This is a genomic window from Luteipulveratus halotolerans, from assembly GCF_001247745.1.
GTDB classification, from domain to species: Bacteria; Actinomycetota; Actinomycetes; order Actinomycetales; family Dermatophilaceae; genus Luteipulveratus; species Luteipulveratus halotolerans.
Genome location: NZ_LAIR01000002.1, coordinates 3864860 through 3886837 on the forward strand (window position 1 = coordinate 3864860; position 21978 = coordinate 3886837).

The window sequence follows — 21978 nt, forward strand, 5'->3', positions numbered from 1 at the left end:
CTCACCGGTCGCGGTGCCAGTGTGGAGGGCATGTCAGCTCTGAGGAACCTGGGACGCCTGACCGGCTGGACGTGTGCGGCGATCGGAGGTGTGCAGCTGCTCGGGGGCACACGTGCCGAGCCCGGGATGGGCGCCGACGCCACCGTCGACTCGCACGTGCGATTCATGGGGCCGGTGTTCGCGGGCTACGGCCTGGGCTGGCTCGACGCCGCGTCCGGCCCTGAGCCCGACCTGGGTCGCATGCGTGTGCTCGCCGGCCTGATGGCCCTGGGCGGTGTCGGCCGGCTGGCCACCCGTGCCACGCTCGGGCGACCGCACCGCTTCCACGACGCACTGCTCGCGATCGAGCTCGCGGCCCCGGTCGTGGTCGAGGTGCTCGCGCGACGCGACCCCGCTCGTACGCCGACCGGCTGAGTCGCGCGCGGGCGTCCCCGCCGCGCCTTATGCTCACCTGCGGATCGCGGCCGGACCGCGTGATCGATGAGCGAGGTGGCGATGACGGACGCACGTGTACAGGCTGCCGCGAGCGGCGCGGCCGACGCGGCGCAGCAGGCGGTGCGCAGCCCGTGGCTCGGGCACGTGGCCCGGCTCGGCTTCGTGATGGCGGGTCTGCTGCACCTGCTCATCGCCTTCATCGCGCTGCGCGTCGCGTGGACGAGCACGCCGCAGGACGCCGACCAGTCGGGGGCGTTCGGTCTGCTCGCCCAGAGCACCGCCGGCAAGGTCGTGCTGTGGGTCGGGGCCGTCGGCGTCCTGGCGCTCGCGGTGGTCGAGCTGGTCGAGGCGTTCGCGCAGCGTGGGCGCGGCGACGCCAAGGACGAGGCACTCGCCTCCGGCAAGTCGGTGGCGACGGCCGCGGTCTACGTCGCGCTGGCGTTCGGGGCGATCTCGTTCGCGCGCGGCTCGGGCCGGTCGAGCAGCTCGCAGAGCACCACGCTGACCGGGCGGCTGATGGAGCACACCGGTGGCCGCGCGCTCATCGTCGTGGTTGCACTGGTGATCGCGGGCGTCGGGATCTACTACTGCGCCAAGGGAATTCGCCGGTCGTTCCACGACGATCTCGTCGAGCACCCCGGTACGACGGTCGAGTGGCTGGCCGTCGTCGGTCACGTCGCCAAGGGGGCGGTGCTCGTGCTCGTGGCCGTCCTCGTCGGTGTCGCGGGTGTTCAGCGGCAGCCGGGCAGGGCCAGCGGTCTCGACGGAGCGCTGCGCACGTTGCGCGAGCAGGCGTTCGGCCCGTACCTCCTGACCGTCGTCGCCCTCGGGCTCGCGGCGTACGGCGTCTACGCGGTCGTGCGCGCGCGGTACGCCGACCTCTGACTCGTCGAGCGCTGGGCAGAACCGGGGTCCAGAGCCCCGGTTCTGCGCTGCGGAACGGCCGAGCTGGATCTGACGCGCGGCGCCTGGCCGGCTGCGGCGCCTTGCTGCTGGTCGAGGCAGGGGTGGCCGGATGCTGTGCACTGGTTCGGGTGGTGAGCCAACCGCGCGCGTGGTTCATGTCGCGAACCAGTGCACACCGCTCGGCGGCCCCCACCCTGACGCGCGCCTCCGCCGAGCACGCCGAGTCCAACCGGAGCGCCGCGCGCACAGCAGCGCCCGCCCGATCAGCGCACGATCTCGCGGTGGCCGGCGTCGATGCGACGGGTCCAGCCGCGGCCGTCGAGGTGCTCCAGCAGCGGGATCACCACCCGACGGGTCGTGCCGAGCGCCTGCCGGGCGCCGCTGGTGGTGAACGGCTGCGGCAGCGTGGCGAGCGTCCGCATCGCCAGGGCGGGCGCGTTCGGCAGCAGCACGACCCCGCCGTCCAGGCGCAGCAGACGTCCGAGGCGTTCGGCCGCTGCCAGCTCGCGCGCACCCAGTCCGAGCGACGTCAGGTCGTCGGCCTCGGGCGCCGCGAACGGCTCGTCGCGCAGCCGCGACTCCACCGCTGCGACGGCCGACGACGCCGCGCCCAGCCCGCCGGCCCGTCCCGGCAGCCGGACGTGACCGCCCTCCTGCTCCAGTCCTCCGTCGCGCACCAGGGCATCGACGAACGCGTCGGACGGGAGACCCAGCAGGTCGCGTACGGCACCGCGGGACAGGCCGGGCGCGAGCGGGTCGTCGGTGTGCAGGCGGTCGAGCGCGGTGTGCAGCCGGGCGGCCCAGGCGTCGTACGCCGGTCGGTGCGCCCACCAGCCGTCGACGGCGATGACGTCCGCCGGGCAGACGTCGGTCGCGAGTCCGAGCCGGCTCAGCGTCGTCACCTCGACCACGCCGCGCCGCGCGACCTCGGCGAGCACGTCGCCCTCGGGTCGCAGGTCGGCCAGCGCGGTCGTCCGGCGTACGCCGTCACCCCGGCGGGTCAGCGCGGGCGGGTCGGCGTCGAGCACCAGCGCTCCCCCGACGACGGCGCGGCGGCCCGGGTCCATCAGCACCAGGCGGTCGCCGAGCACGAGCGGCAGCGCCCGGTCGAGCGTCAGCCGCCCGTGGTCGTCGCCGAACGGTCGCAGCCGCGCCGGAACGGCCGCCGTCCCGACGTGCACCGTCAAGTGCTCGGGCGCGTCGTTCCACGTGAACCCAGCCACCCTGCGTACGTCGACCACCAGCGTCACCGGCCAGGCGTCGGGCGTGACGAGCGCGTCACCGCGGTGCACGTCATCGGCCGCCACGCCCCGCACGTTGAGACCGACGCGGCTGGTCGGGCCGAGCGACGGGTACGCCGAGCCGCGGCTCTGCAGACCGCGCACCGTGAGCGGCGTCGGGCCGTCCGCACCGAGCACGTCGAGCCGCTCGCCCACCGCGAGCGTGCCGCCGGTCAGGGTGCCGGTGAGGACCGTGCCGCTGCCCGTGATCGTGAACGCGCGGTCGACCCAGAGTCGGACGCGACCGGTCGCGGAAACCGTGGGGAGAGAAGCGAGTACGCGGTCGAGCGCTGACCGCAGGTCGTCCAGACCGGCACCGGCGACCGCCGACACGACGACCGCCGCCGCGTCGCGCAGACCGGTCTCGGCGAGCTCGACCCGAGCCTGCGCCAGCGCGCTCGCGCCATCGTCGGCGACCCGGTCGGCGCGCGTGATGACGACCAGCCCGTGCTCGATGCCGAGCGCGGCCACCGCGTCTCGGTGGTCGCTCGACTGCGCCTGCCAGCCCTCGTCAGCAGCGACCACGAACAGCACGACCGGCGCCGGCCCGAGGCCCGCGAGCATGTTGCCGAGGAACCGCTCGTGCCCCGGCACGTCGACGAACGCCACGTCCCGCCCTGACGGCAGCGTCGTCCACGCGAAGCCGAGGTCGATGGTCAGGCCGCGTCGGCGTTCCTCCTCCCAGCGATCGGGCTCCATCCCCGTGAGCGCGCGCACCAGCGTGCTCTTGCCGTGGTCGACGTGGCCGGCGGTGGCGACGACGTACGAGGTCATACGTCGAGAGCCGCGCGGACCGCCGCGAGCACGCGCTCGTCGTCGGCCTCGGGCACGCAGCGCAGGTCGACCAGGCAGGCACCGTCGTGCGTACGGGCGACGACCGCGGGATCGCCCAGCCGCAGGGGCGCGGCCAGTGACGCCGGCAGTCGGACGGCCCAGCCGTGCAGGGGTACGCCGGGTGCCCCGCCTCCGCCGACCCGCCCGTCGTGCTCGACGAGGGGTGCGTCGAGCGCGCTGGCAAGGCGCGCGGTGCGCTCACGCAGCGACGCGCTGGAGGCGTGCAGGGCGCGTACGACGGGTGGCGGCCCGGCCGTGAGCGTCGCCTCGAGCGCGGCCAGGGCCAGCTTGTCCGCGCGCACGGCACGCGCGAGCGGGTGCTTGGCGAGCTGCTGGACGACGTCCGCCCGGCCGATCGCGAGCCCGGCCTGCGGGCCGCCGAGCAGCTTGTCACCACTCGCGATCACCAGGTCGGCACCGGCGGCGAGCGCGCTCGCGGCGTCGGGTTCGTCGGGCAGCAGCGGGTCGGGCGCGAGCAGGCCGCTGCCGAGGTCGGCGATCAGCGGCACCTGGGCCTCGTCGGCCAGCGGTCGCAGCTGCGCGATCGTCGCCTCGGCCGTGAACCCCTCGACCCGGAAGTTGCTGGGGTGCACCTTGAGGATGCAGCCGGTGTCGGGGCCGAGCGCGTCGGCGTAGTCGCGCACGTGGGTGCGGTTGGTGGCGCCGACCTCACGCAGCCGCGCGCCCGTCGACGCGATCAGGTCGGGCAGCCTGAACCCCGCGCCGATCTCGATCAGCTCACCGCGGCTGACGACGACCTCGCGGCCCGCGGCGTACGCGGTCGTCGCGAGCACCAGCGCCGCCGCGCCGTTGTTGACGACCAGGGCGTCCTCGGCCGCCGGGCAGGCGGCGAGCACCGCTGCGCGCGCAGCCACGCCGCGCTTCGACCGCGTGCCGGTGGCGAGGTCGAGCTCGACGTCGACGTAGCCCGCCGCCGCGACCAGCGCCTCGACCGCCGCATCCGACAACGGAGCTCGGCCGAGGTTGGTGTGGACGACGACACCGGTGGCGTTGAGGACGGGCCGCAGCGACGTCGTACGCCGCGCGCTCACCGCCGCGAGCACGACCGGTTCGACCTCGTGCGGCGGCAGCTCGCCCAGGCGGGCCCGCTCCTGGACCTCGCGCACCATCTGGCGAACGGCGTTGTCGCCCAAGCGTTGTCGCGCTGCTTGCACCTCGTCGTGCGCGAGCAGCTGGTCGGTGCGCGGGATGAGCCGCCGTGGGTCGACCTCGGTCACGGGACCTCCTCGGCGGCGTACGGGGAAGAGCTGGCGGAGGCGGACGGGAATCGAACCCGCCAGGCCGAGATACTCGGCCTCACCGGTGTTGAAGACCGGGGGGCCCACCAGGAACCCTGACGCCTCCGCGACCCAAACTAACGGGCGGCGTGGTGGACGACGAGGTGAGGTTCAGCTCTCGACCACGGCCTTGAGCGTGGCGAGGCGGTCCTTCCACGCCTGACACGCGTGTGCGGCGGCCTCGGCGTCGGGCAGCCGCTCGTGCTCGGCCGCGATCTCCGCGCGGTCGTCGCCGAGGGCCCGCATCGTGAACGCGATCCGTGAGCCGTCCGACACGTCGTACCGGGCCGACCTGCCCGCGGTGGCCGTGCGTTCGGTGAGCTGTACGCCCGGCAGCCAGCGCTCGCGCTCGCTCGCCTCGGTGACCGCACGGAACAGCTCGGCGACCGGGGCGCCGACGCGCTTGCTCGCGCCACCGCTGAACGTGCCGTCAGGCCGGGCTCCGGCGCCGCGCACGCCGCGGGCCTGCTCGTACTCGACGATCAGCTTCTGCGCCCACCAGGTGCTCACGCCGTGCTCCTTCGCGGTGGCGGTGTCATGGGTACGTCGGAGCCGGGTCTCGTTTCTCGACACGGGTGTACGCCGGTGCGGCGGCTCGTGTCTAGCGTGGGCCCATGACGGTGACGAGCGAGCTGGGCCGGCTGACGTCGTACGCGCACGGTGGCGGGTGCGCCTGCAAGATCCCGCCGGGCGAGCTCGAGGACGCGGTCGCGGGCCTGACCGGTCAGGTCGGCGACGACATCCTGGTCGGCCTCGACGACGGCGACGACGCAGCGGCCGTGCGCGTGGGCGACCTGGCCGTGCTGTCGACCGCCGACTTCTTCACGCCGGTCGTCGACGACGCCTACGACTGGGGCCGCATCGCCGCGGCCAACGCGCTCTCCGACGTCTACGCGATGGGCGGCCGGCCGGTCGTCGCGATCAACCTGATGGGCTGGCCGCGCGGTGTGCTGCCGATGGAGCTGATGACCGAGGTGCTGCGCGGCGGCCTCGCGGTCGCGGGTGAGGCGGGCTGTCCTGTGATCGGCGGCCACACCGTCGACGACCCCGAGCCGAAGTACGGCATGGCCGTCACCGGCATCGCCGCACCCGACCGGTTGCTACGCAACGACGCGGCCCTGCCGGGGCTGCCCATCACGCTCACCAAGCCGATCGGCGTCGGTCTGCTCAACAACCGGCACAAGAGCACGGGCGCCGTCTTCCCGCAGGCCGTCGAGTTGATGACCACGCTCAACCGCGCCGCGTCCGAGGCGGCGCTCGCAGCCGGCGTCCGTGCTGCGACTGATGTGACCGGGTTCGGGCTGCTCGGTCACCTGCACAAGATGTGCCGCGCGTCGGGCGTCGGTGCTGTGATCGACCGGTCGGCGGTGCCCGTGGTCGAGGGTGCGCTCGACGCGCTCGCCGGAGGTTTTGTGTCCGGCGGCACGCAGCGCAACCTCGACTGGGTACGCCCGCACCTGCGTACGGCGGACGACGTCACCGAGGACGACCTGCTGCTGCTGGCCGACGCGCAGACCTCGGGCGGGCTCCTGGTCGTCGGCGAGCTGCCCGGTCACCCCGTGATCGGCCACACGGTCGAAGGCTCCGGCATCCAGATCCACTGACCTCGGCCACCCGCTGGTCGAGGAGGCGAGCGCGGGCGCCCAACCCGCTGGTTGAGCCGGTTCGAGGCGCTAGCCGAGGACCGTGTCGAAACCCCGTGACCGAGCGGGAGACGCTCCCCACGATGCGCAACCACGTTGCGGAAACGCGCAACCATGGTGCGCTTCTCCGGAGGACCCCCATCGAGCCCGCGACCGACTCTGTCGACCGCGGCAGGCAGGTCAGGCCGGTCGGCGGAAGTCGGTCGAGTCGGGCTGGCGGGTGAACCCGGCCGACACGTACGCCGCGACACCGCCGACGTTGGCGGCCGGCGTACAGACCGTGGCGCTGGAGGCACCCATCTCCCGCAGCGCGGCGGCCGCGGCGATCGTGATGGCGCGACCGTGCCCGTGGCCGCGGAAGTCGCGGTGGGCGCCGAGCGGTTCGATCAGGCCGGGCCGTCCGCGCCCGGCCGACCACACCGTGGTCATGGCGACCGCGTGGTCGGCATCGTCGTACGCGACGAGGCAGCGCGCGCTGCGGTACGCCGGTGTGGCCGCCATCGTGCGCCAGCGCTCGACCGTGAACGTCGAGGTCGGGAACGACGCGAGGTTCACCGCGACCCGGTCCTGGACGACCTGCTCGTCGGCATGATCGGCGTCGAGCGACGCGATGCGCAGCCCGCAGTCCTCGACGGGGGTGGCCAGGCTGCGGTGCAACGGAGTCCACGGCTCGTCGGCCGTCCAGCCCTCGCTGTCGAGCCGCGCTCGCAGGGCGGTGCCGGCGCGGGCCTCGACGGACGCGCGGCCCTCGGGGAGTACGCCGCGGGCCGGGTCGGTCAGGTCGTCCACCACTTGCGCCGCGAACTCCTCGTCAGCGTCGACGGCGGGCGAGATCGCCAGGCGCATGACGCCGTCGTCGTGGTCGACCATGCCGGCCGCGAGGACCTCGCCGTCGCGCCGCCAGACGCGCAGCTCGCCGGCGAGCTTGTCCGCGCCGAAGCGCCATGCCCAGCCGAGGTCGCCCGAGTGCAGCTGGACGGGCGCGCCCTCGACCTGCCAGGTCGCGACGGCATCGACGACGTCGGCCAAAGAGGCCGGCGTGGGTGTGTGCAGCGTGATGGGCATGCCCTCGATGTAACTCCGGTCGACGCGCAACCGCACCCGGTTATCGCCCCCCCCCCCGCTGGTTGAGCCGGTCGAGCCGCCCCGCTGGTTGAGCCGCCCCCGCTGGTTGAGCCGGTCGAGGCGCTAGCCGAGACCGTGTCGAAACCACGGCAACCGCGAGGGAGAGTCTCCCCGCGCCGCACCGCGGTTTCGACACGGTCTCGCCCTTGGGGGCTCGACCGGCTCAACCAGCGACTCGGCTCAACCAGCGGTCGGGCCGGTGGTGATCGAGTCGTCGGTGATGCCGGCCGCGCGGCGGGCCTCGAGGCGGCGACGCTGCGGCTCGATCGTGTAGCGCGGGTCCTTGGCCGAGGCGATGCCCGCCTCGAACACCCCGAACCGCGTCAGCGCCGACGCCGCCATCAGCGCCGCCCCCGACGCAGCAGCCATGGCCCGCGACCGTCCGCCGAGCACCGCTCCGACCCCGCCGAGCACGGCCAGCCGCTCCGACCAGCGCAGCATCGCGCCGGGTCGGCCGTGGTGCAGCGGTTCGGCGGCGACCGGGTCCATGCGCCGCTCCATCAGCCGGGTCGCGACCACGTCACCGACGACGCCGAGCGCGGCCATCCGCTGCGCCGGCCCGGTCTCGGCGACGGGCGTCGTGACCATCGCCAGCCCCGCCGACGCCAGGCTCGCCGAGCTGACGAACACGAACGGCAGGTCGCGGTGCGTGTGGTTCCAGGTCGGCACGGCGGTGTCGGCGAGCAGCACCGCGGTGTACGCCGCCAGCGGCCCCGCGAAGACCGCGGCTCCCAGCCCGGCCGGCCCCTCGGCGACGCGCAGCACGGTGCGCAGCGGACCGAGCGGCGCCCGCGAACCGGTGAGTCGGTCGAGCTCGGACACCGCCGCGATGCCCGCACCACCGCTGAACGCGGTCAGGATCCAGGAGCCGACGCTCATCGGCGAGGTCACCTTGAACGTGCGCAGCATGTTGTAGAAGCGGTCGGGCCGGCCGAGGTCCTTGACCAGCGCGGCGCCACCGAGCGACACCGCGGCCAGGGCGGACAAGCGGGCGTTGCGCGCCAGCGTCGGTCGCCCGGTCAGCTGGCCACCTGCACCGAGCAGACCTGAGCCGCCGGCGACGCCACCGAGGAAGAGGTACGCAGCGACCTCCTTCTCCCACGGCGGCGGCTTGACGACGGGTTTGCCGTAGTACGAGGTGAACTCGGCCTCCGGCACCATCAGCATCTCGCGGCTGCCGTCGCCGCCGGCGTGGCGACCGGGGCGGCGTCGACGGCCGGGGCCACCCGGGCGGCGCTTGCGCCGGGGCGGCTCGGGCGGGCGGAGCGAGTCGTACTCGGACGTGCTCATCAACGAATCCCTATGAACGACAGCGCTGCTGCGGCCACCATGCCCGCCGCAGCCATACCTGCGCGCTTGTACATCGTGGGCAGGTCGGCGGTGCAGGCACGCGGGTCGGGCGGCAGGCCGTAGACCTCGGGCTCGTCGAGCAGCAGGAACACCGAGCCGGTGCCGCCGACGCCGTCGCGCTCGTTGGCGCCGTAGAGGCGCGCCTCGGTCATGCCCTGCGCGTGCAGCTCGGCGACCCGATCACGAGCAGCAGCAACGAGATCGTTGTGGTCGCCGAACTTGATCGACGTCGTCGGGCAGGTCTTGGCACACGCGGGTGTCTCGTCGTCGAGCAGTCGGTCGTAGCAGAGCGTGCACTTCTGAGCGACACCACGCTTGGGTACGTCGGGCTGCTCGCCCTTGCGCTCGCCCTGGCGGGTGGTCGGTGCGGCCGTGCCGTCGCTGCGGCGCTCGACGACACCGAACGGGCAACCCGCGACGCAGGTGCCGCAGCCGTTGCAGACGTCGTCCTGCACGACGACCGTGCCGAACTCGGTGCGGAACAGCGCGCCGGTCGGGCACACGTCGAGGCAGCCCGCGTGGGTGCAGTGCTTGCACACGTCCGAGGCCATCAGCCACCGGAACTCCGGCGTGTCCATCACCACGCTGGTTGAGCGGTCCGAGGCGCTAGCCGAGGACGTGTCGAAACCCGGTGCGACAGAGGGAGACTCGGCACTCGCGGTTGCGGTGGTCTCGATACGGCTCGCCCTGGGGGGCTCGCCTGCTCGACCAGCGGTTTCGCGTACCTGCGGCATGCCGAGGTCCACCAACGCTCTTCCTGATGCCCGAGCGGTCTCGATGCGCGCCTGGTCCTGCTCGATGAACGCGACGTGCCGCCAGGTGCTCGCACCCAGCGCGACCGTGTTGTCGTACGACATGCCGGTCAGGTCGAGGTCGCCGTCGCGCGGGTTCTTGTTCCACTCCTTGCACGCGACCTCGCACGCCTTGCAGCCGATGCAGATCGAGGTGTCGGTGAAGAACCCCTTGCGCGCCTCGTACGCCGGCCAGTGGGCGTCGGCGCTCGGGTTCGACGGTCCGGACAGATGTCCCATGCGCTACTCCTTCCCGTCCGTACGACCGGCCCCGTCCGTACGACGGTCGCCCGGCTCAGCGACACCCTCACGCTCCGGGTCGGTCACGTGCTTGCTGCCGGTGCGGACGGTGACGCGGGCGCGTTCACGGTACGACTCGACCAGCTGCTCCAGCGCGGCACCGCGCGGGCGACGGCCGGGGACGATGTCGCACGAGCCGACCTTGGACTCCTGGATCTGCACGTTGGGGTCGAGCGCGACGCCGATCAGGTCGTTGACGGCGTCACCGGTGACGATCGCGTCGTTGCCGACACCCCAGTGGTAGGGCAGGCCGATCTGGTGCACCGTGTGCCCGCCGACGGGCAGCGGGCGCATCCGGTCGGTCACGAGCACCCGCGTCTCGATGGCCGCTCGCGGCGAGATGATCGTCGCCCAGCCCTCGTGCTCCAGACCGCGCTCGGCGGCCAGCGCCGGCGACACCTCGCAGAACAGCTCGGGCTGCAGCTCGGACAGGTAGGGCAGCCACCGGCTCATGCCGCCGGCCGTGTGGTGCTCGGTCAGCCGGTAGGTCGTGAACACGAACGGGTAGACGTCAGAACCGAACTCGTCACCACTCGGGGCTCCGAGGTTGTCCTCGCGCGGGTAGACCAGGCGGGCCGGGTTCTGCTGCTGCGGGTAGAGCAGGTTGGTGACCGGAGACTCCTGCGCCTCGTAGTGCGTGGGCAGCGGACCGTCGACCAGGCCGGTCGGGGCGTACAGCCAGCCCTTGCCGTCGGACTGCATGATGAACGGGTCGTCGCCCGAAAGTCCTTCTGGCCCACCGATGCCCGGCTCCGGCCGCGCCGACGGTGCGAGCGTCTCGGGGAAGTCGGGCACGTCGTCGCCGACCCACCTCGACTGCTCGTCGTCCCACCACACGTACTTCTTGCGCTCGCTCCACGGCCGGCCCTCGGGGTCGGCCGACGCGCGGTTGTAGATGAGGCGACGGTTGGCCGGCCACGCCCAACCCCATTGCGGCGCAACAGGATTGGGGCCACCGTTCGGCTCGCGGTTGGCCGCCTGGTTGTGGCCGTCGGCGTAGACACCGGTGTAGATCCAGCACCCGCCGATGGTCGAGCCGTCGGCCTTCATCTCGGTGTACGACGACAGCGGCTTGCCGGCGTCCGGCCCGCTGATGTGGCGGCCGCTGATCTCGGCGAGCACCGACTCGGGGTCGGGGCGACCGAGGTCGTCGGTCGGGTAGTCCCAGGTGAGGTCGAGCAGCGGCCGGTCGCGCGGGTCGGTGGAGTCGGCGAGGCGCGCGCGGATGCGTCGGCCCAGCTCGTAGAAGAAGTCGAGCTCGCTCTGGCACTCGCCCGGCGGCTCGACCGCCTGGTGGCGCCACTGCACGAGCCGCTGCGTCTGCGTGAACGAGCCGGCCTTCTCGACGTGCGTGGCCGCCGGCAGGAAGAACACCTCGGTGTCGATGTCCTCGGTGCGCAGCTCGCCCGAGGCGATCTCGGGGCCGTCCTTCCACCAGGTGGCGGACTCGATCATGTTGAGGTCGCGCACGACCAGCCACTTCAGGTGGGACATACCGAGCCGCTGCATCCGCCCGTTGGCCGAGCCGACCGCGGGGTTCTGGCCGAGCACGAAGTAGCCCTCGACCTCGTCGGCGAGCATGCCCATCGCGGTCTGATAGGTGCCGTGCGGACCGGACAGGCGCGGCAGGTAGTCGTACGCCCAACCGGTCTCGGCGGTGGCGGCGTCGCCCCACCAGGCCTTGAGCAGGCTCACGGTGTAGGCGTCGGCGTGGGCCCAGAAGCCCTTCTCCTGCTTGGAGTGCACCTTGGTGAGGTAGTCCTCGACCGTGTCGTGCTCGCCCGCCTTGGGCATCGGCAGGTAGCCGGGCAGCAGGTTGAACAGCGTCGGGATGTCGGTGGAGCCCTGGATGCTGGCGTGGCCGCGCAGCGCCATGATGCCGCCGCCCGGGCGCCCGATGTTGCCGAGCAGCAGCTGCAGGATCGAGGCGGTGCGGATGAACTGCGCGCCGAGCGTGTGCTGGGTCCAGCCGGTGGCGTACGCGAAGCACGTCGTCCGCTCGCGGCCGGAGTTGTCGGTGACCGAGCGCGCGAGGTAGTCGAAGTCGTCGAGGCTGATGCCGCACAGGTCGCGGACCATCTCGGGCGTGTAGCGCGAGTAGTGCCGCTTGAGGATCTGGAACACCGTGCGCGGGTGCTGCAACGTCTCGTCGCGGTGCACGTGCCCCTGGCCGATCGGCGGGCCGCCGCTGCCGTGGGTGTCACCTGCCGCGCGCGCCGCCTTGCTGGCGCCGTGCTCTGAGCTGGGATCGGGCGTGGAGTCGCCGTCGGCGTACGACCAGGTGCTGTGGTCGTACTGGCCGGTCTCGAGGTCGAAGCCGGAGAACAGGCCGCCCAGGTCCTCGGTGTCGCGGAAGTCCTCGCTGATGATCGTGGCCGCGTTGGTGTAGGCGACGACGTAGTCGTGGAACCACTTGTCGTGGGTGAGGACGTAGTTGATCAGCCCACCGAGCAGTGCGACGTCGGTGCCGACGCGGATCGGGACGTGCTTGTCAGCGACGGCGCCCGTACGCGTGAAGCGCGGGTCGACGTGGATGACGCGGGCCCCGCGCGCCTTGGCTTCCGAAACCCATTGGAATCCCACAGGATGCGCCTCGGCCATGTTGCCGCCCTGGAGGACGATGCAGTCGGCGTTGGCCATGTCCTGCAGCGGCTGTGTGGCTCCACCGCGTCCGAAGGAAGCCCCCAGACCGGGGACTGTGGCGGAGTGTCAAATACGCGCCTGGTTCTCGATCTGGATCGCGCCGGCCGCCGTGAACAGCTTCTTGATGAGGTAGTTCTCCTCGTTGTCGAGGGTGGCTCCCCCGAGCGAGGCGATGCCCATCGTGCGGCGCAGCGGCCGACCGTGCTCGTCGTGGTCCTGCCAGGTGCGGCGACGCGACTCGACGAAGCGGTCGGCGATCATGTCGGTCGCGGTGTCGAGGTCGAGGCGCTCCCAGTCGCTCGCACCCGGCGCGCGGTAGAGGACCTGTGTCTGGCGCCCGGGCGAGTTGACCAGCTGCTCGCTCGCCGAGCCCTTGGGGCACAGGCGTCCGCGCGAGATCGGCGAGTCGGGGTCGCCCTCGATCTGGACGACCTTCTCGTCCTTGACGTAGACCTTCTGCCCGCACCCGACGGCGCAGAACGGGCAGATGCTCTGCACGGCCCGGTCGGCGGTGGCCGTACGCGGCTGCGTCGCGCGGGTGTGCGCGGACTGCACGGCTGGTCCTCGGCCGTAGCGGTCACCGGAGCGCAGCTGCCGGAGCACCGGCCACTCCAGAGGACTCCACACCATGCGCCCGAGCCTAACCACGCGACCGCGGCCCGGACCAGACCCCCGCGACCGGCTGTCCTGTGCAGCTCAATATGAGGAAGCGTGATCACCAGCTCACGCTTCCTCAAAGGGACGCTGGGCTCGGCGGCTCAGCCGGCGGCGGGCGGGATGTTCTGGTTGAGGTGGAACACGTTGTCCGGGTCCCACTGCGTCTTGAGCGCGCGCAGCCGGTCGAGATTGGCCGGCGGGTACGCCCGCGTCAGGCCGGCCGCGCCCTCGTCGGCGAGCGCGTTGACATAGACCCCGGACGCGTACGGCGACAATCGTGCCGCGGACTCGCGCGCGTCGGCGATGCGCTGCTCGTCCTCGGCGGGGTCGGTCCAGCGCGCGGCACCGACGTACTCGAACGCCGCATCGCGCTGGCTGAACGCCGTCGCGTCGTCGGCCACGTCAGCGATCGCACCGCCGTACTGCTGCAGGCTCGCGCCCACCTCGGGGTGATGGGCGACGAACGCGTCGATCACCCCGTCGGACAGCTCGCGGAAGTAGTGGCCCTTCCAGTAGCGCCGGAACGTGTGGCCGCGCGTCATGTCGTCACGACGCTGCAGGTCGACGTACGACTGCGGCACGACCCTCCGGGCGGTCGGCGTCCCCAGCGCCCGCAGCCGCTCGACGTGTGCCTGCCCGGCGTCGACGTCGCCCACCCACACGAACCCGAGGGTCGCCACACCGCCGGCGACGGTGGCGGCGTACGTCGCCTCGCGTGGCGCCTCGGCGCTGAGGTCGCGCCAGGTGCGGAGTACGCCGGTCGCGGCCTCGGCGGCGAAGTCCAGCTCGACGCTCAAGGCCTGCGTGCCCGTGTCGTGGAGAGCGAACTCGAACTCGGTGACCACGCCGAAGTTGCCTCCGCCACCACGCAGACCCCAGGCGAGCTCGGCGTTGTCGTCGGTCGAGGCCCGCACCACCTCACCCGACGCGGTCACCATCTCGAATGCGACCACGTTGTCGCACGAGAGCCCGAATCTCCTTGCGAGCCAACCCATTCCGCCGCCCAACGTGAGCCCGCCGACACCCGTGTGCGAGACGTTGCCGGCCGTCGTGGCGAGACCGTGAGGCTGCGTCGCGGCGTCGAGAGCCCCGAGCAGCGCACCGCCCTGGACCCACGCCCGACGGCGCTCGGGGTCGACGCGCACGGAGCCCATCGGCGTCAGATCGAGCATCACGCCGCCGTCAGGAACGGCGTGGCCGACGATGCTGTGTCCTCCGCAGCGCACGCCCACCTCGAGGCCGCGCTCGCGGGCGTACGCCAGCGCGGCACGCACGTCGTCGACGCCACCGCACCGGGCGATCACCGCCGGCCGACGGTCGACCATGGTGTTCCAGACCTGGCGGGCGTCGTCGTACCCGGCGTCGTCGGGCTGCAGCAGATCCACCACGGAAGGCTCCTTCGCCGAAGAGTGCCTCCAGCGTGGCGCACCGCGCGCCCGGACTCATCTCCGTTCCTGCGCAGATGTCCGTCAGGACAGGCGAGGTGTCCGGGCGGACCGGGTCAGCCGAGGTGGGCGATGACCCGTCGCATCGCGTCGACCCCGGCGTCGGCGCCACCGCGCATCGCAGCCGGGTCGGTCTCGCCGCGACCGACGTGCGGTGACTGCTCGCCCGGTCGCACCGTGAGGACGGCCGGGTCGGTCGAGGCGTCGACGGCGTACTGCTCGAGGCGTGCGGCGACCTCTCCGGCGCGAGAGTTGCGCTGCAAGAAGGCTTCTCGGGCTCCGGGCGCGTGCCGGCGCATCCACCGGTCGGTGATCCACTGCACCGCACGTGAGTCGTTGGACAGGCTGCCGCGCGGACGCGTCGCGAGCGCGAGCACGTGGGTGGCGCCGGCCGCGATCGGGGTGTCGAGCGGGATCGACTCGGACAGGCCGGCGTCCAGGAAGCGGCGACCGCCGAACGCCAGCGGTCGCCCGGCGAGGATCGGCAGTCCGGAGCTCGCGCGCATCGCGAGGTGCAGCGACGCCTTGTCGTGGACGAGCGGGCCGAGGTCGCACGACGCGCCCGTGGCGGCGTCGGTGGCGAGCGGGTGCAGGCTGATCGGGTTGGCGAGGATCGCGTCGGCGTCCAGGCCCAGCGTCTGGTCGTAGTAGGTCTCGATCAGCCACTCGACGTCGTACGGCGGGCGGCCGTGCAGGACGTTGGTGCGCCGGGTCGCACGGGCGTACGACGGTGGGTCGGTCCACGCCTCCAGCCCGGCGTCGATGTGGCCGCTGAGCAGCCACGCCGCGGTGAGCGTGCCCGCGGACGAGCCGTAGACCGCGTCGAACGCCGGCAGCAGCCCGGCCTCGTCGAGCACGGCAGCCATGCCGCCGGCGATGACGCCGCGGTTGCCGCCGCCCTCGATGGAGAGCACGACCCGCATCCCGTCGGTGCGTGCGGTGGGTGTGCTGCCGGCCCGGATGCGCTCCTGGATCGCACGGAGCACGGCGTGATCTCGCTTCGCCTCGACGGGCACGATTCCTCCCTACAGGTGTGGCCGGAGGCGAGAGTACGCCCGTCGTCGGAGGGCGGGTCGCAGGGTCCTGGAATAAAAGGTGGCCGACCACAGATATATCTGGTGGCTGGCAACACATCTATGGAAGGACTGGCCGATGACCCTCCTCTGGACCCCGACGACCGTGGGAGCGATGCAGCTGCCGCACCGCCTCGCGATGGCTCCGATGACCCGCGACCGCGCACTCCCCGACGGCACACCCGGCCCGTCGGCAGCCCGCTACTACGCCCAGCGCGCATCGCTGGGCCTGCTCATCACCGAGGGCACACAGCCCAGCGAGGACGGTCAGGGCTACCTCCTCACGCCCGGACTGCACACCGACGAGCACGTCCGCGGCTGGCGCGAGGTCGCCGATGCCGTGCACGCCGAGGGCGGCCACCTCGTCGTCCAGCTGATGCACGCCGGCCGGCTCTCGCACCCGGACAACACCCCGCACGGCCGCCAGTCCGTCGCGCCGTCGGCGATCGCGTCCGGTACTCAGATGTTCACGGCCGAGGGGATGAAGGACGCCCCCGAACCGCGTGCCCTCACCACCGACGAGGTCCGGGCGACCGTCGACGACTTCCGACAGGCCGCCCGACGGGCCGTCGACGCCGGCATCGACGCGGTCGAGATCCACGGGGCCAACGGATATCTCGTGCAGCAGTTCCTCGCCGAGGCGTCCAATGCGCGCACCGACGAGTACGGCGGATCTCCTTCAGCACGAGCGCAGTTCGCGATCCAGGTGGTCCGTGCGGTCGTTGACGAGATCGGCGCCGCCCGCACCGCGATCCGCATCTCGCCGGCCCCGGCTGAGGGTGGCGTCGACCACGCCGGCATCGACGAGGGCGAGACGAGCCGCGAGGTCTACCGGCACCTGATCGCCGGCATCGCACCGCTGCGACCGGCGTACTTGCACGTGATGCACCACGGTGACGACGCCTTCCTCAAGGAGATCCGTGAGCTGTGGCCCACCACGCTGATCGTCAACCGTCCCGGCCGTGACCGCGACACCATCGCCGACGACGTCGACGCGGGCCTGGCCGACGTGGTGAGCATCGGCGCTCGCGCTCTCGCGAACCCCGATCTGGCACACCGGCTGCGCACAGGGGCCGACCTCAACGAACCCGACCGCGCGAGCTTCTTCGGCGGCGGCGACGAGGGCTACGTCGACTACCCTGCGCTGACCACCAGCTGAGAGGACCTGCCATGAGCGACGGCGAGCGCGTCTGCGACCGGCACCCGGTCAGCAACGCGATCTTCGTGGTCGCTCGCGCGCACCGGGCGATGATGGCCTGCCTGCTGCGTGACCTCGGCCTGCACCCCGGTCAGGAGATCCTGCTCATGGAGCTGTGGGACCACGACGGTCGCTCTCAGCGTCAGCTCGGCGAGGCGCTCGCGGTCGACCACTCCACGATCGCCAAGTCCGTCCGGCGGCTCGAGGACGCCGGCCTGGTCACGCGGGCTCGCAGCGCGCAGGACGGCCGGGTCACCGTCGTCACGCTCACCGATGCGGGCCGAGCTCTCGAGCAACGCGTCGAGCAGGCGTGGGCCGAGCTGGACCGGCGTACGACCGAGGGCATGACCTCCGAGGACCAGACGGCGTTCGTCGAGCTGGCGACCGCCATCGAACGACGCGTGCGCGACCGGGGCGACAGCTGCTCGCCGTCGCCCGAGGCCTGACGCGGGGGCAGTCCTTCCCTCACCGCGGGTGTCGGAATGCGCGCCATACCGCGCATTTCGACACCCGTTGCCGCGTCCGCGGCCCCGAACCCCGCGAGAACGGCCATGTCCGCGTTGTCGCAACCGGCGACCGCCGTTCGTGGTGATCATGAGGGGCGGCGCCCGGCCGCCCGGTCTGTGGAGGTAGGTCCATGAGTCAACGCGTGTGCGCCAACCTGTCGGTCTCGCTCGACGGCATTGCTGCGGGCCATCACCAGACGAAGGAGCGTCCGTTCGGCAACCAGATCGGCGAGCGCATGGACGTCTGGATGTTCGAGCGCACCGCCGACCATCAGGCCGAGGTCGACGCGATCGTCGACGCGGGTGCTTTCGTGATGGGCCGCAACATGTTCGGGCCCGATCGCGGTGACTGGGACCTGGACTGGAAAGGCTGGTGGGGAGACGACCCGCCGTACCACGCTCCCGTCTTCGTGCTCGCCCACCGTGAGCGCGCGCCGATCGAGACGGAGGGCGGTACGACGTTCCACTTCGTCACCGACGGCATCGAGTCTGCGCTCGCTCGGGCGCGTGAGGCAGCGGGCGACCGCGACGTCGCGGTCATGGGTGGCGCGACGACGATCAACCAGTACCTCAGGGCCGGCCTGATCGACGAGCTCAGCCTGCACATCCTGCCGATCACGGTCGGCGACGGCGTGCGCATCTTCGACGGCGTCGGCGAGATCGAGCTGAAGCCGGTGTCGAGCCGTACGACGCCGGAGGTCACCCACGTGACCTGGCGGCGCTGACCGTCGTACGACGAATTCCGTTGCGTTCCAAGCGCATTCGTGCTGGCAAGGGTCACCCCTCCTGAGAGCGATCTCGGATGTCGTGCCGATGTAGCCCTGCCCGCCACGGTGGTCCCATCGGTTCACAGCCGACCCGCCGGACTGCCTGAGGGGACGGTCCGGCGGGCAGGGGAACACACACTCGGGAGGGCACGATGGGTTCACGGATGAAGAAGGCCGGGGCGACGCTGTTCGCAGCGGGCGCGATCGGTGCGGGCATGGTCGGTCTGGGCGCCGAGTCGGCGTCGGCCGCGACCTACAACGGCGTCTGCGGAAGCGGCTATCGGGTCGTCGACCAGCACGCCGTCACGGGCGGCACGGTCTTCCTGACCTACAACGGCACCAGGAACTGTGTGGTCACCGTGCGCAACACGGCCGGCGCCAAGGTCTGGATGGTCGCGGTCGTCGGGCTGTCGTCGCACAGCACGTGGGACGGGGACGACGAGGGCTCGTACTCGTCGTACGCCGGCCCGGTCTACTCCGACCCGTCGGCCGGTCACTGCATCGACTGGGGCGGCGAGATCTCGGGCAGCCGCTTCATCGCGCGTGACACGCACTGCGGCTGACCACTGACTCCTGACCGGCGGCACGAGGGCCGCCTCCCGTGCTCCCTGGCCGGGAGGCGGGCCGCCGGTCAGGGCAACGCGTGCAACGCCGCCTCGGCCTCGTCGGCCTGCTCGTCCGCACCGATCGAACGCCACAGCTCGGCGGTGCGGGTGAGGTACGACGACGCCGCGGCCACGTCGCCGGTGTCGGCCTCCAGCTGGGCGAGCAGGCGCCAGCACTCGGCCTCGTCACCGCGGGTGCTGTGGCGACGGAACAGCCGCGCCGCGCCCGTCAGACTCATCTGGGCGCGGACGACATCACGTCGGTCGACGTGGATCTGCCCGGCACGGACGAGGGTGTAGGCGATGCAGCGGTCGTCGCGCAGGACCGTGAGGATCTCCAGCGCCCGGTCGAGGCAGGCGAGGGCCGTGTCGGAGTCGTCGAGCTGGTGGTGCAGCCGGCTGACCTCGCGCAGCACGACGGCCTCGCGGTGCTCGTCACCGAGGTCGACGCACATCATCAGGGCCTGGTCGAACCACGGCCTGGCCTCGACCGGTCGGCCCTGCGCGAGCAGGAGCATCCCGTACGCACTGCGCAGCTGCGCCTCCAGGTGCCGGCCGTCGTCAGCGGCGATCGCGAGGTCGAGTGCCTCACGCAGGTAGGTCTCGGCGGTGTCGTAGCGGCCGAGGAACCGGTCGATGGTGGCGAGGCCGGCGACGGACAGAGCCATGCCGAGGGTGTCGTCCGCGGCTGTGAACAGCGTCGCGGCTCGGCGCAGGTTGGCGATCGCGTCGGGGAAGTCGTCGCGGTAGATCTGCACCTGGGCCAGGCCGCGGCGCAGCATCGCCTGCCCGACGACGTGGTCCTGCGACACCCGCAGCGCGATCTCGTGGCTGCGCGTCCAGTCCTCCAGGAGGGCGCGGTGGTCGAAGTAGGGAGCGGCGCTGGCGGCGAGCTCGCAGCACGCGTCGCCGAGCTGCCACTCGGCCGCGAGCTCGATGGCGCCCAGGAGTGCGAGCCGCTCGGCGTCGAACCAGTGGACCGGGTCGTCGAACAGCGTCTCGACCTCGTCCCCCGGCAGAGACATCCGAGGCGCGACACCGCACGGCGGCTGCGCCAGGCTCGGAGGCAGGCGTTCGACGACACGGTCGACGATGTCCAGCCAGGTGGCGAGCAGCCGTTCGACGGCCGCACGTCGGTCGGCCAGAGGGATGTGCTCGGCGTCCTCGACGGCGTACGCGCGCACCAGGTCGTGCAGGCGGTAGCGCGGCTGGCCGTTGACGTCCGAGCTCATGAGGCGCAGCAGGTTGGCGTCGACGAGCTGGTCGACGACGTGGTCGGGGCGGCGGCCGAGCAGCGCACCCACGACCCAGCCGGGGACGGTGTGCGGGCCGATGAGGCCGAGCAGCCTGAACGCGCGGAGGGCGTCGGCGGGCAGCTGGCGCACGCTCAGCTCGAGGCTGGCCCGTACGCCGAGGCTGCCGAGCCGCAGCTCGGTGAGGCGACCGGACTCGTCCTCCAGACGGGTACGCAGCACCCGCAGCGACCACGACGGGCGGCTCGCGAGCCGGCCGCCGGCGATGCGCAGGGCGAGTGGCAGGTGGTCGCAGGCCCGGGCGATCGCGGCGGCCTCGTCGGGCTCGCGCTCGACGCGCTCGGTGCCGATCATGCGCCCGAGCAGGTCGATGGACTCGGCCTCGGACAGGTGGTGCAGGTCGACGGTGTGCGAACCCACGAGGTCGGCCAGCTGCCAGCGCGTCGTCACGAGCAGCGCGCCGTGACCGGGCGGCGGCATGAGCGGCTCGACCTGCTCGGAGCAGCCCGCGTCGTCGAGCACGAGCAGCAGCTGACGCTGCGTCATCAGCGAGCGGTAGAGCGCGGCGCGCGCCTCGAGCCCCGGCGGTACGGCCGTGCCGGTCACCCCGAACGCGCTGAGCACCTCGGCCAGCAGATCCTCCGGCCGCCGCGGGCACGCCGCCGTACCCGACAGGTCGAGGTAGAGCTGGCCGTCGGGGTAGTCGTCGGCGAGCGCACGTCCGCAGCGGACCGCGAGCGTTGACTTGCCCGTGCCGGGCGCGCCATGGATGACGACGACCCGCGCACGGTCATCGGCCTCCGAACGGCGCAGCTGGTGCAGGACGAGGTCGAGCTGTCCGGACCGACCGGTGAAGTCGGGGACGTCGGCGGGCAGCTGGTGGACGGGGTGCACCTGGACCGACAGCGGCGGCGGGGGTTCGGGCGGCGAGGTCGGCGAGAGCGGCGCGGGCACCTGGTCGGCGGGAGCGGGCGTCACGACCAGCGCCTCGCCGGCGAGGACCTGCCGGTGCAGCTCTTGCAGGGTCGGGCCCGGCTCGATGCCGAGCTCGTCGACGAGCGTGGTGCGCAGTCGCTGGTACTCCTGCAGCGCCTCCGCCGGCCGCTCGCTCAGGCACAGGGTCACCATCAGCTGGCGCCACAGCTCTTCGCGCAACGGCGTCTCGGTGATGTGGCGGCGCAGCTCGCTCACCAGCTCACGATGGCGCCCGCACCGGATGTCGGCCTCGACGCGTGCCTCCAGCGCGGTCAGTCGCACCTCGGCGAGCTGGTCGACCTCGGCACGGACGGCGTCCCGCGCGGGCACGTCGTCGTACGCCGATGCGCCGTCCCACAGGTCGAGGGCCTCGGCGAGCAGCCGGGCGGCCTCGACGTGATCGCCGCCGCGCAGCCTCTCGTGCCCCGCTCGGCCAGGACCCGGAACGCCGCAGCGTCCACGTCGTCGGCGGTGAGGTCGAGCCGGTAACCGGGCGGGACCGTCGCGAGCAGCCGCCCCTCGCGGTCGTCGAGCATCCGGCGCAGGCGCAGCACGTAGCCGTGGATCTGGGTCGTCGCACTGCGCGGCGCGCGGTCACCCCAGGTGTCGGCGATCAGCTGGTCGACCGAGACGACACCGCCCTGCGCTGCGGTGAGCCGGGACAGGACGGCTCCGAGCTTGGTGCCGCCGAGACGCTGCCAGGCCGTGCCGTCGTACACCGCGACTGGTCCGAGGACGCGTACGCGCATGGCCGAGGTCTCCTGAGCAGGTCGCGCCCGTGGGACAGGAGAGCAGGTGGGACGCCAGAACTTCGCCGTGTCCCCCGACTCTGGCAGGCCCGCACGCACGAGGGGGACGGACGTCCTGGACCCGCGGCGAGCCTAGACCAGCGCG

18 protein-coding genes and 1 tRNA gene are annotated in these 21978 nt (G+C 72.5%); 7 read left to right on the forward strand and 12 right to left on the reverse strand.

The genetic code is table 11. From position 1 onward, the window contains the following. Positions 1-30 precede the first annotated feature (30 nt). The gene (locus VV01_RS19470) at positions 31-414 is read left to right on the forward strand and encodes a DUF4345 domain-containing protein (RefSeq protein ID WP_050672040.1); all 384 of its coding nucleotides are present in this window, start codon (positions 31-33) and stop codon (positions 412-414) included. Positions 415-495: 81 nt separating this feature from the next. After that, entirely contained in the window at positions 496-1320 is an 825-nt protein-coding gene (locus tag VV01_RS19475; protein WP_071606606.1) for a DUF1206 domain-containing protein, read from the forward strand. Between the two features lie 284 nt (positions 1321-1604). Here VV01_RS19475 and selB read toward each other — a convergent pair whose 3' ends face one another. The 4 genes from selB to VV01_RS19495 form a co-directional block, all read right to left on the reverse strand. Further along, positions 1605-3395, reverse strand: coding sequence for a selenocysteine-specific translation elongation factor (selB, locus tag VV01_RS19480; RefSeq protein WP_050671346.1), 1791 nt, complete (start codon positions 3393-3395; stop codon positions 1605-1607). Continuing rightward, positions 3392-4693, reverse strand: coding sequence for an L-seryl-tRNA(Sec) selenium transferase (gene selA, locus VV01_RS19485; RefSeq protein ID WP_050671347.1), 1302 nt, complete (start codon positions 4691-4693; stop codon positions 3392-3394). Before selA ends, selB begins: the two co-directional genes overlap by 4 nt. Before the next feature lie 31 nt (positions 4694-4724). Further along, a tRNA-Sec gene (locus VV01_RS19490) sits at positions 4725-4820 on the reverse strand. A 44-nt stretch (positions 4821-4864) separates the two neighbouring features. Next, positions 4865-5263, reverse strand: a complete 399-nt coding sequence (locus VV01_RS19495) for a hypothetical protein (protein ID WP_050671348.1) — start codon at positions 5261-5263, stop codon at positions 4865-4867. 104 nt (positions 5264-5367) lie between these two features. Here VV01_RS19495 and selD point away from each other — a divergent pair, with 104 nt between their 5' ends. Beyond that, positions 5368-6357 (forward strand): selenide, water dikinase SelD, encoded by a 990-nt coding sequence (gene selD / locus VV01_RS19500; RefSeq protein ID WP_050671349.1) that lies wholly within the window; start codon positions 5368-5370, stop codon positions 6355-6357. Positions 6358-6576: 219 nt separating this feature from the next. Here selD and VV01_RS19505 read toward each other — a convergent pair whose 3' ends face one another. From VV01_RS19505 to VV01_RS19535, 6 genes are all read right to left on the reverse strand, one after another. Further along, positions 6577-7461 carry a GNAT family N-acetyltransferase gene (locus tag VV01_RS19505; protein ID WP_050672041.1) on the reverse strand — a complete coding sequence of 295 codons (885 nt, stop codon included), beginning with the start codon at positions 7459-7461 and terminating at the stop codon, positions 6577-6579. 240 nt (positions 7462-7701) lie between these two features. Further along, entirely contained in the window at positions 7702-8811 is a 1110-nt protein-coding gene (gene nrfD, locus VV01_RS19510; RefSeq protein WP_050671350.1) for an NrfD/PsrC family molybdoenzyme membrane anchor subunit, read from the reverse strand. Next, positions 8811-9902 carry a 4Fe-4S dicluster domain-containing protein gene (locus VV01_RS19515; RefSeq protein ID WP_050671351.1) on the reverse strand — a complete coding sequence of 364 codons (1092 nt, stop codon included), beginning with the start codon at positions 9900-9902 and terminating at the stop codon, positions 8811-8813. The genes nrfD and VV01_RS19515 overlap by 1 nt, the downstream gene beginning before the upstream one ends. A gap of 3 nt (positions 9903-9905) precedes the next feature. After that, positions 9906-13235 (reverse strand): formate dehydrogenase, encoded by a 3330-nt coding sequence (fdh, locus tag VV01_RS19520; protein WP_231635285.1) that lies wholly within the window; start codon positions 13233-13235, stop codon positions 9906-9908. 128 nt (positions 13236-13363) lie between these two features. Continuing rightward, positions 13364-14650: an FAD-binding oxidoreductase gene (locus VV01_RS19530; protein WP_050671354.1), complete on the reverse strand. Its 1287-nt coding sequence runs from the start codon at positions 14648-14650 to the stop codon at positions 13364-13366. A gap of 113 nt (positions 14651-14763) precedes the next feature. Continuing rightward, positions 14764-15723: a patatin-like phospholipase family protein gene (locus tag VV01_RS19535; RefSeq protein WP_050671355.1), complete on the reverse strand. Its 960-nt coding sequence runs from the start codon at positions 15721-15723 to the stop codon at positions 14764-14766. A 136-nt stretch (positions 15724-15859) separates the two neighbouring features. On the opposite strand from VV01_RS19535, the gene VV01_RS19540 reads away from it, so the two are divergent. The 4 genes from VV01_RS19540 to VV01_RS19555 all read left to right on the forward strand — a co-directional run bounded on the left by VV01_RS19540 (position 15860) and on the right by VV01_RS19555 (position 18814). After that, on the forward strand, positions 15860-16939 hold the full coding sequence (locus tag VV01_RS19540) for an alkene reductase (protein ID WP_050671356.1): 1080 nt from the start codon (positions 15860-15862) through the stop codon (positions 16937-16939). Positions 16940-16950: 11 nt separating this feature from the next. Further along, entirely contained in the window at positions 16951-17424 is a 474-nt protein-coding gene (locus tag VV01_RS19545) for a MarR family winged helix-turn-helix transcriptional regulator (protein ID WP_050671357.1), read from the forward strand. A gap of 191 nt (positions 17425-17615) precedes the next feature. Further along, the gene (locus VV01_RS19550) at positions 17616-18209 is read left to right on the forward strand and encodes a dihydrofolate reductase family protein (RefSeq protein ID WP_050671358.1); all 594 of its coding nucleotides are present in this window, start codon (positions 17616-17618) and stop codon (positions 18207-18209) included. A gap of 194 nt (positions 18210-18403) precedes the next feature. Beyond that, complete coding sequence (locus tag VV01_RS19555; protein ID WP_071606458.1) at positions 18404-18814, forward strand: hypothetical protein; 411 nt, start codon at positions 18404-18406, stop codon at positions 18812-18814. Positions 18815-18882: 68 nt separating this feature from the next. Here VV01_RS19555 and VV01_RS19560 read toward each other — a convergent pair whose 3' ends face one another. Beyond that, positions 18883-21465, reverse strand: a complete 2583-nt coding sequence (locus tag VV01_RS19560; RefSeq protein WP_231635351.1) for a BTAD domain-containing putative transcriptional regulator — start codon at positions 21463-21465, stop codon at positions 18883-18885. Next, on the reverse strand, positions 21357-21833 hold the full coding sequence (locus VV01_RS19565) for an AfsR/SARP family transcriptional regulator (RefSeq protein WP_050671361.1): 477 nt from the start codon (positions 21831-21833) through the stop codon (positions 21357-21359). Before VV01_RS19565 ends, VV01_RS19560 begins: the two co-directional genes overlap by 109 nt. Positions 21834-21978 lie beyond the last annotated feature (145 nt).

Bases quoted from the DNA above. Each gene is read 5' to 3' on its own strand.
- VV01_RS19550 (WP_050671358.1), top strand. From the start codon at position 17,616: ATGAGTCAACGCGTGTGCGCCAACCTGTCGGTCTCGCTCGACGGCATT.
- VV01_RS19565 (WP_050671361.1), bottom strand. From the start codon at position 21,833: ATGCGCGTACGCGTCCTCGGACCAGTCGCGGTGTACGACGGCACGGCC.
- selB (WP_050671346.1), bottom strand. From the start codon at position 3,395: ATGACCTCGTACGTCGTCGCCACCGCCGGCCACGTCGACCACGGCAAG.
- VV01_RS19470 (WP_050672040.1), top strand. From the start codon at position 31: ATGTCAGCTCTGAGGAACCTGGGACGCCTGACCGGCTGGACGTGTGCG.
- VV01_RS19555 (WP_071606458.1), top strand. From the start codon at position 18,404: ATGGGTTCACGGATGAAGAAGGCCGGGGCGACGCTGTTCGCAGCGGGC.
- nrfD (WP_050671350.1), bottom strand. From the start codon at position 8,811: ATGAGCACGTCCGAGTACGACTCGCTCCGCCCGCCCGAGCCGCCCCGG.
- selD (WP_050671349.1), top strand. From the start codon at position 5,368: ATGACGGTGACGAGCGAGCTGGGCCGGCTGACGTCGTACGCGCACGGT.
- VV01_RS19505 (WP_050672041.1), bottom strand. From the start codon at position 7,461: ATGCCCATCACGCTGCACACACCCACGCCGGCCTCTTTGGCCGACGTC.
- VV01_RS19475 (WP_071606606.1), top strand. From the start codon at position 496: ATGACGGACGCACGTGTACAGGCTGCCGCGAGCGGCGCGGCCGACGCG.
- VV01_RS19545 (WP_050671357.1), top strand. From the start codon at position 16,951: ATGAGCGACGGCGAGCGCGTCTGCGACCGGCACCCGGTCAGCAACGCG.
- VV01_RS19540 (WP_050671356.1), top strand. From the start codon at position 15,860: ATGACCCTCCTCTGGACCCCGACGACCGTGGGAGCGATGCAGCTGCCG.
- VV01_RS19515 (WP_050671351.1), bottom strand. From the start codon at position 9,902: ATGGGACATCTGTCCGGACCGTCGAACCCGAGCGCCGACGCCCACTGG.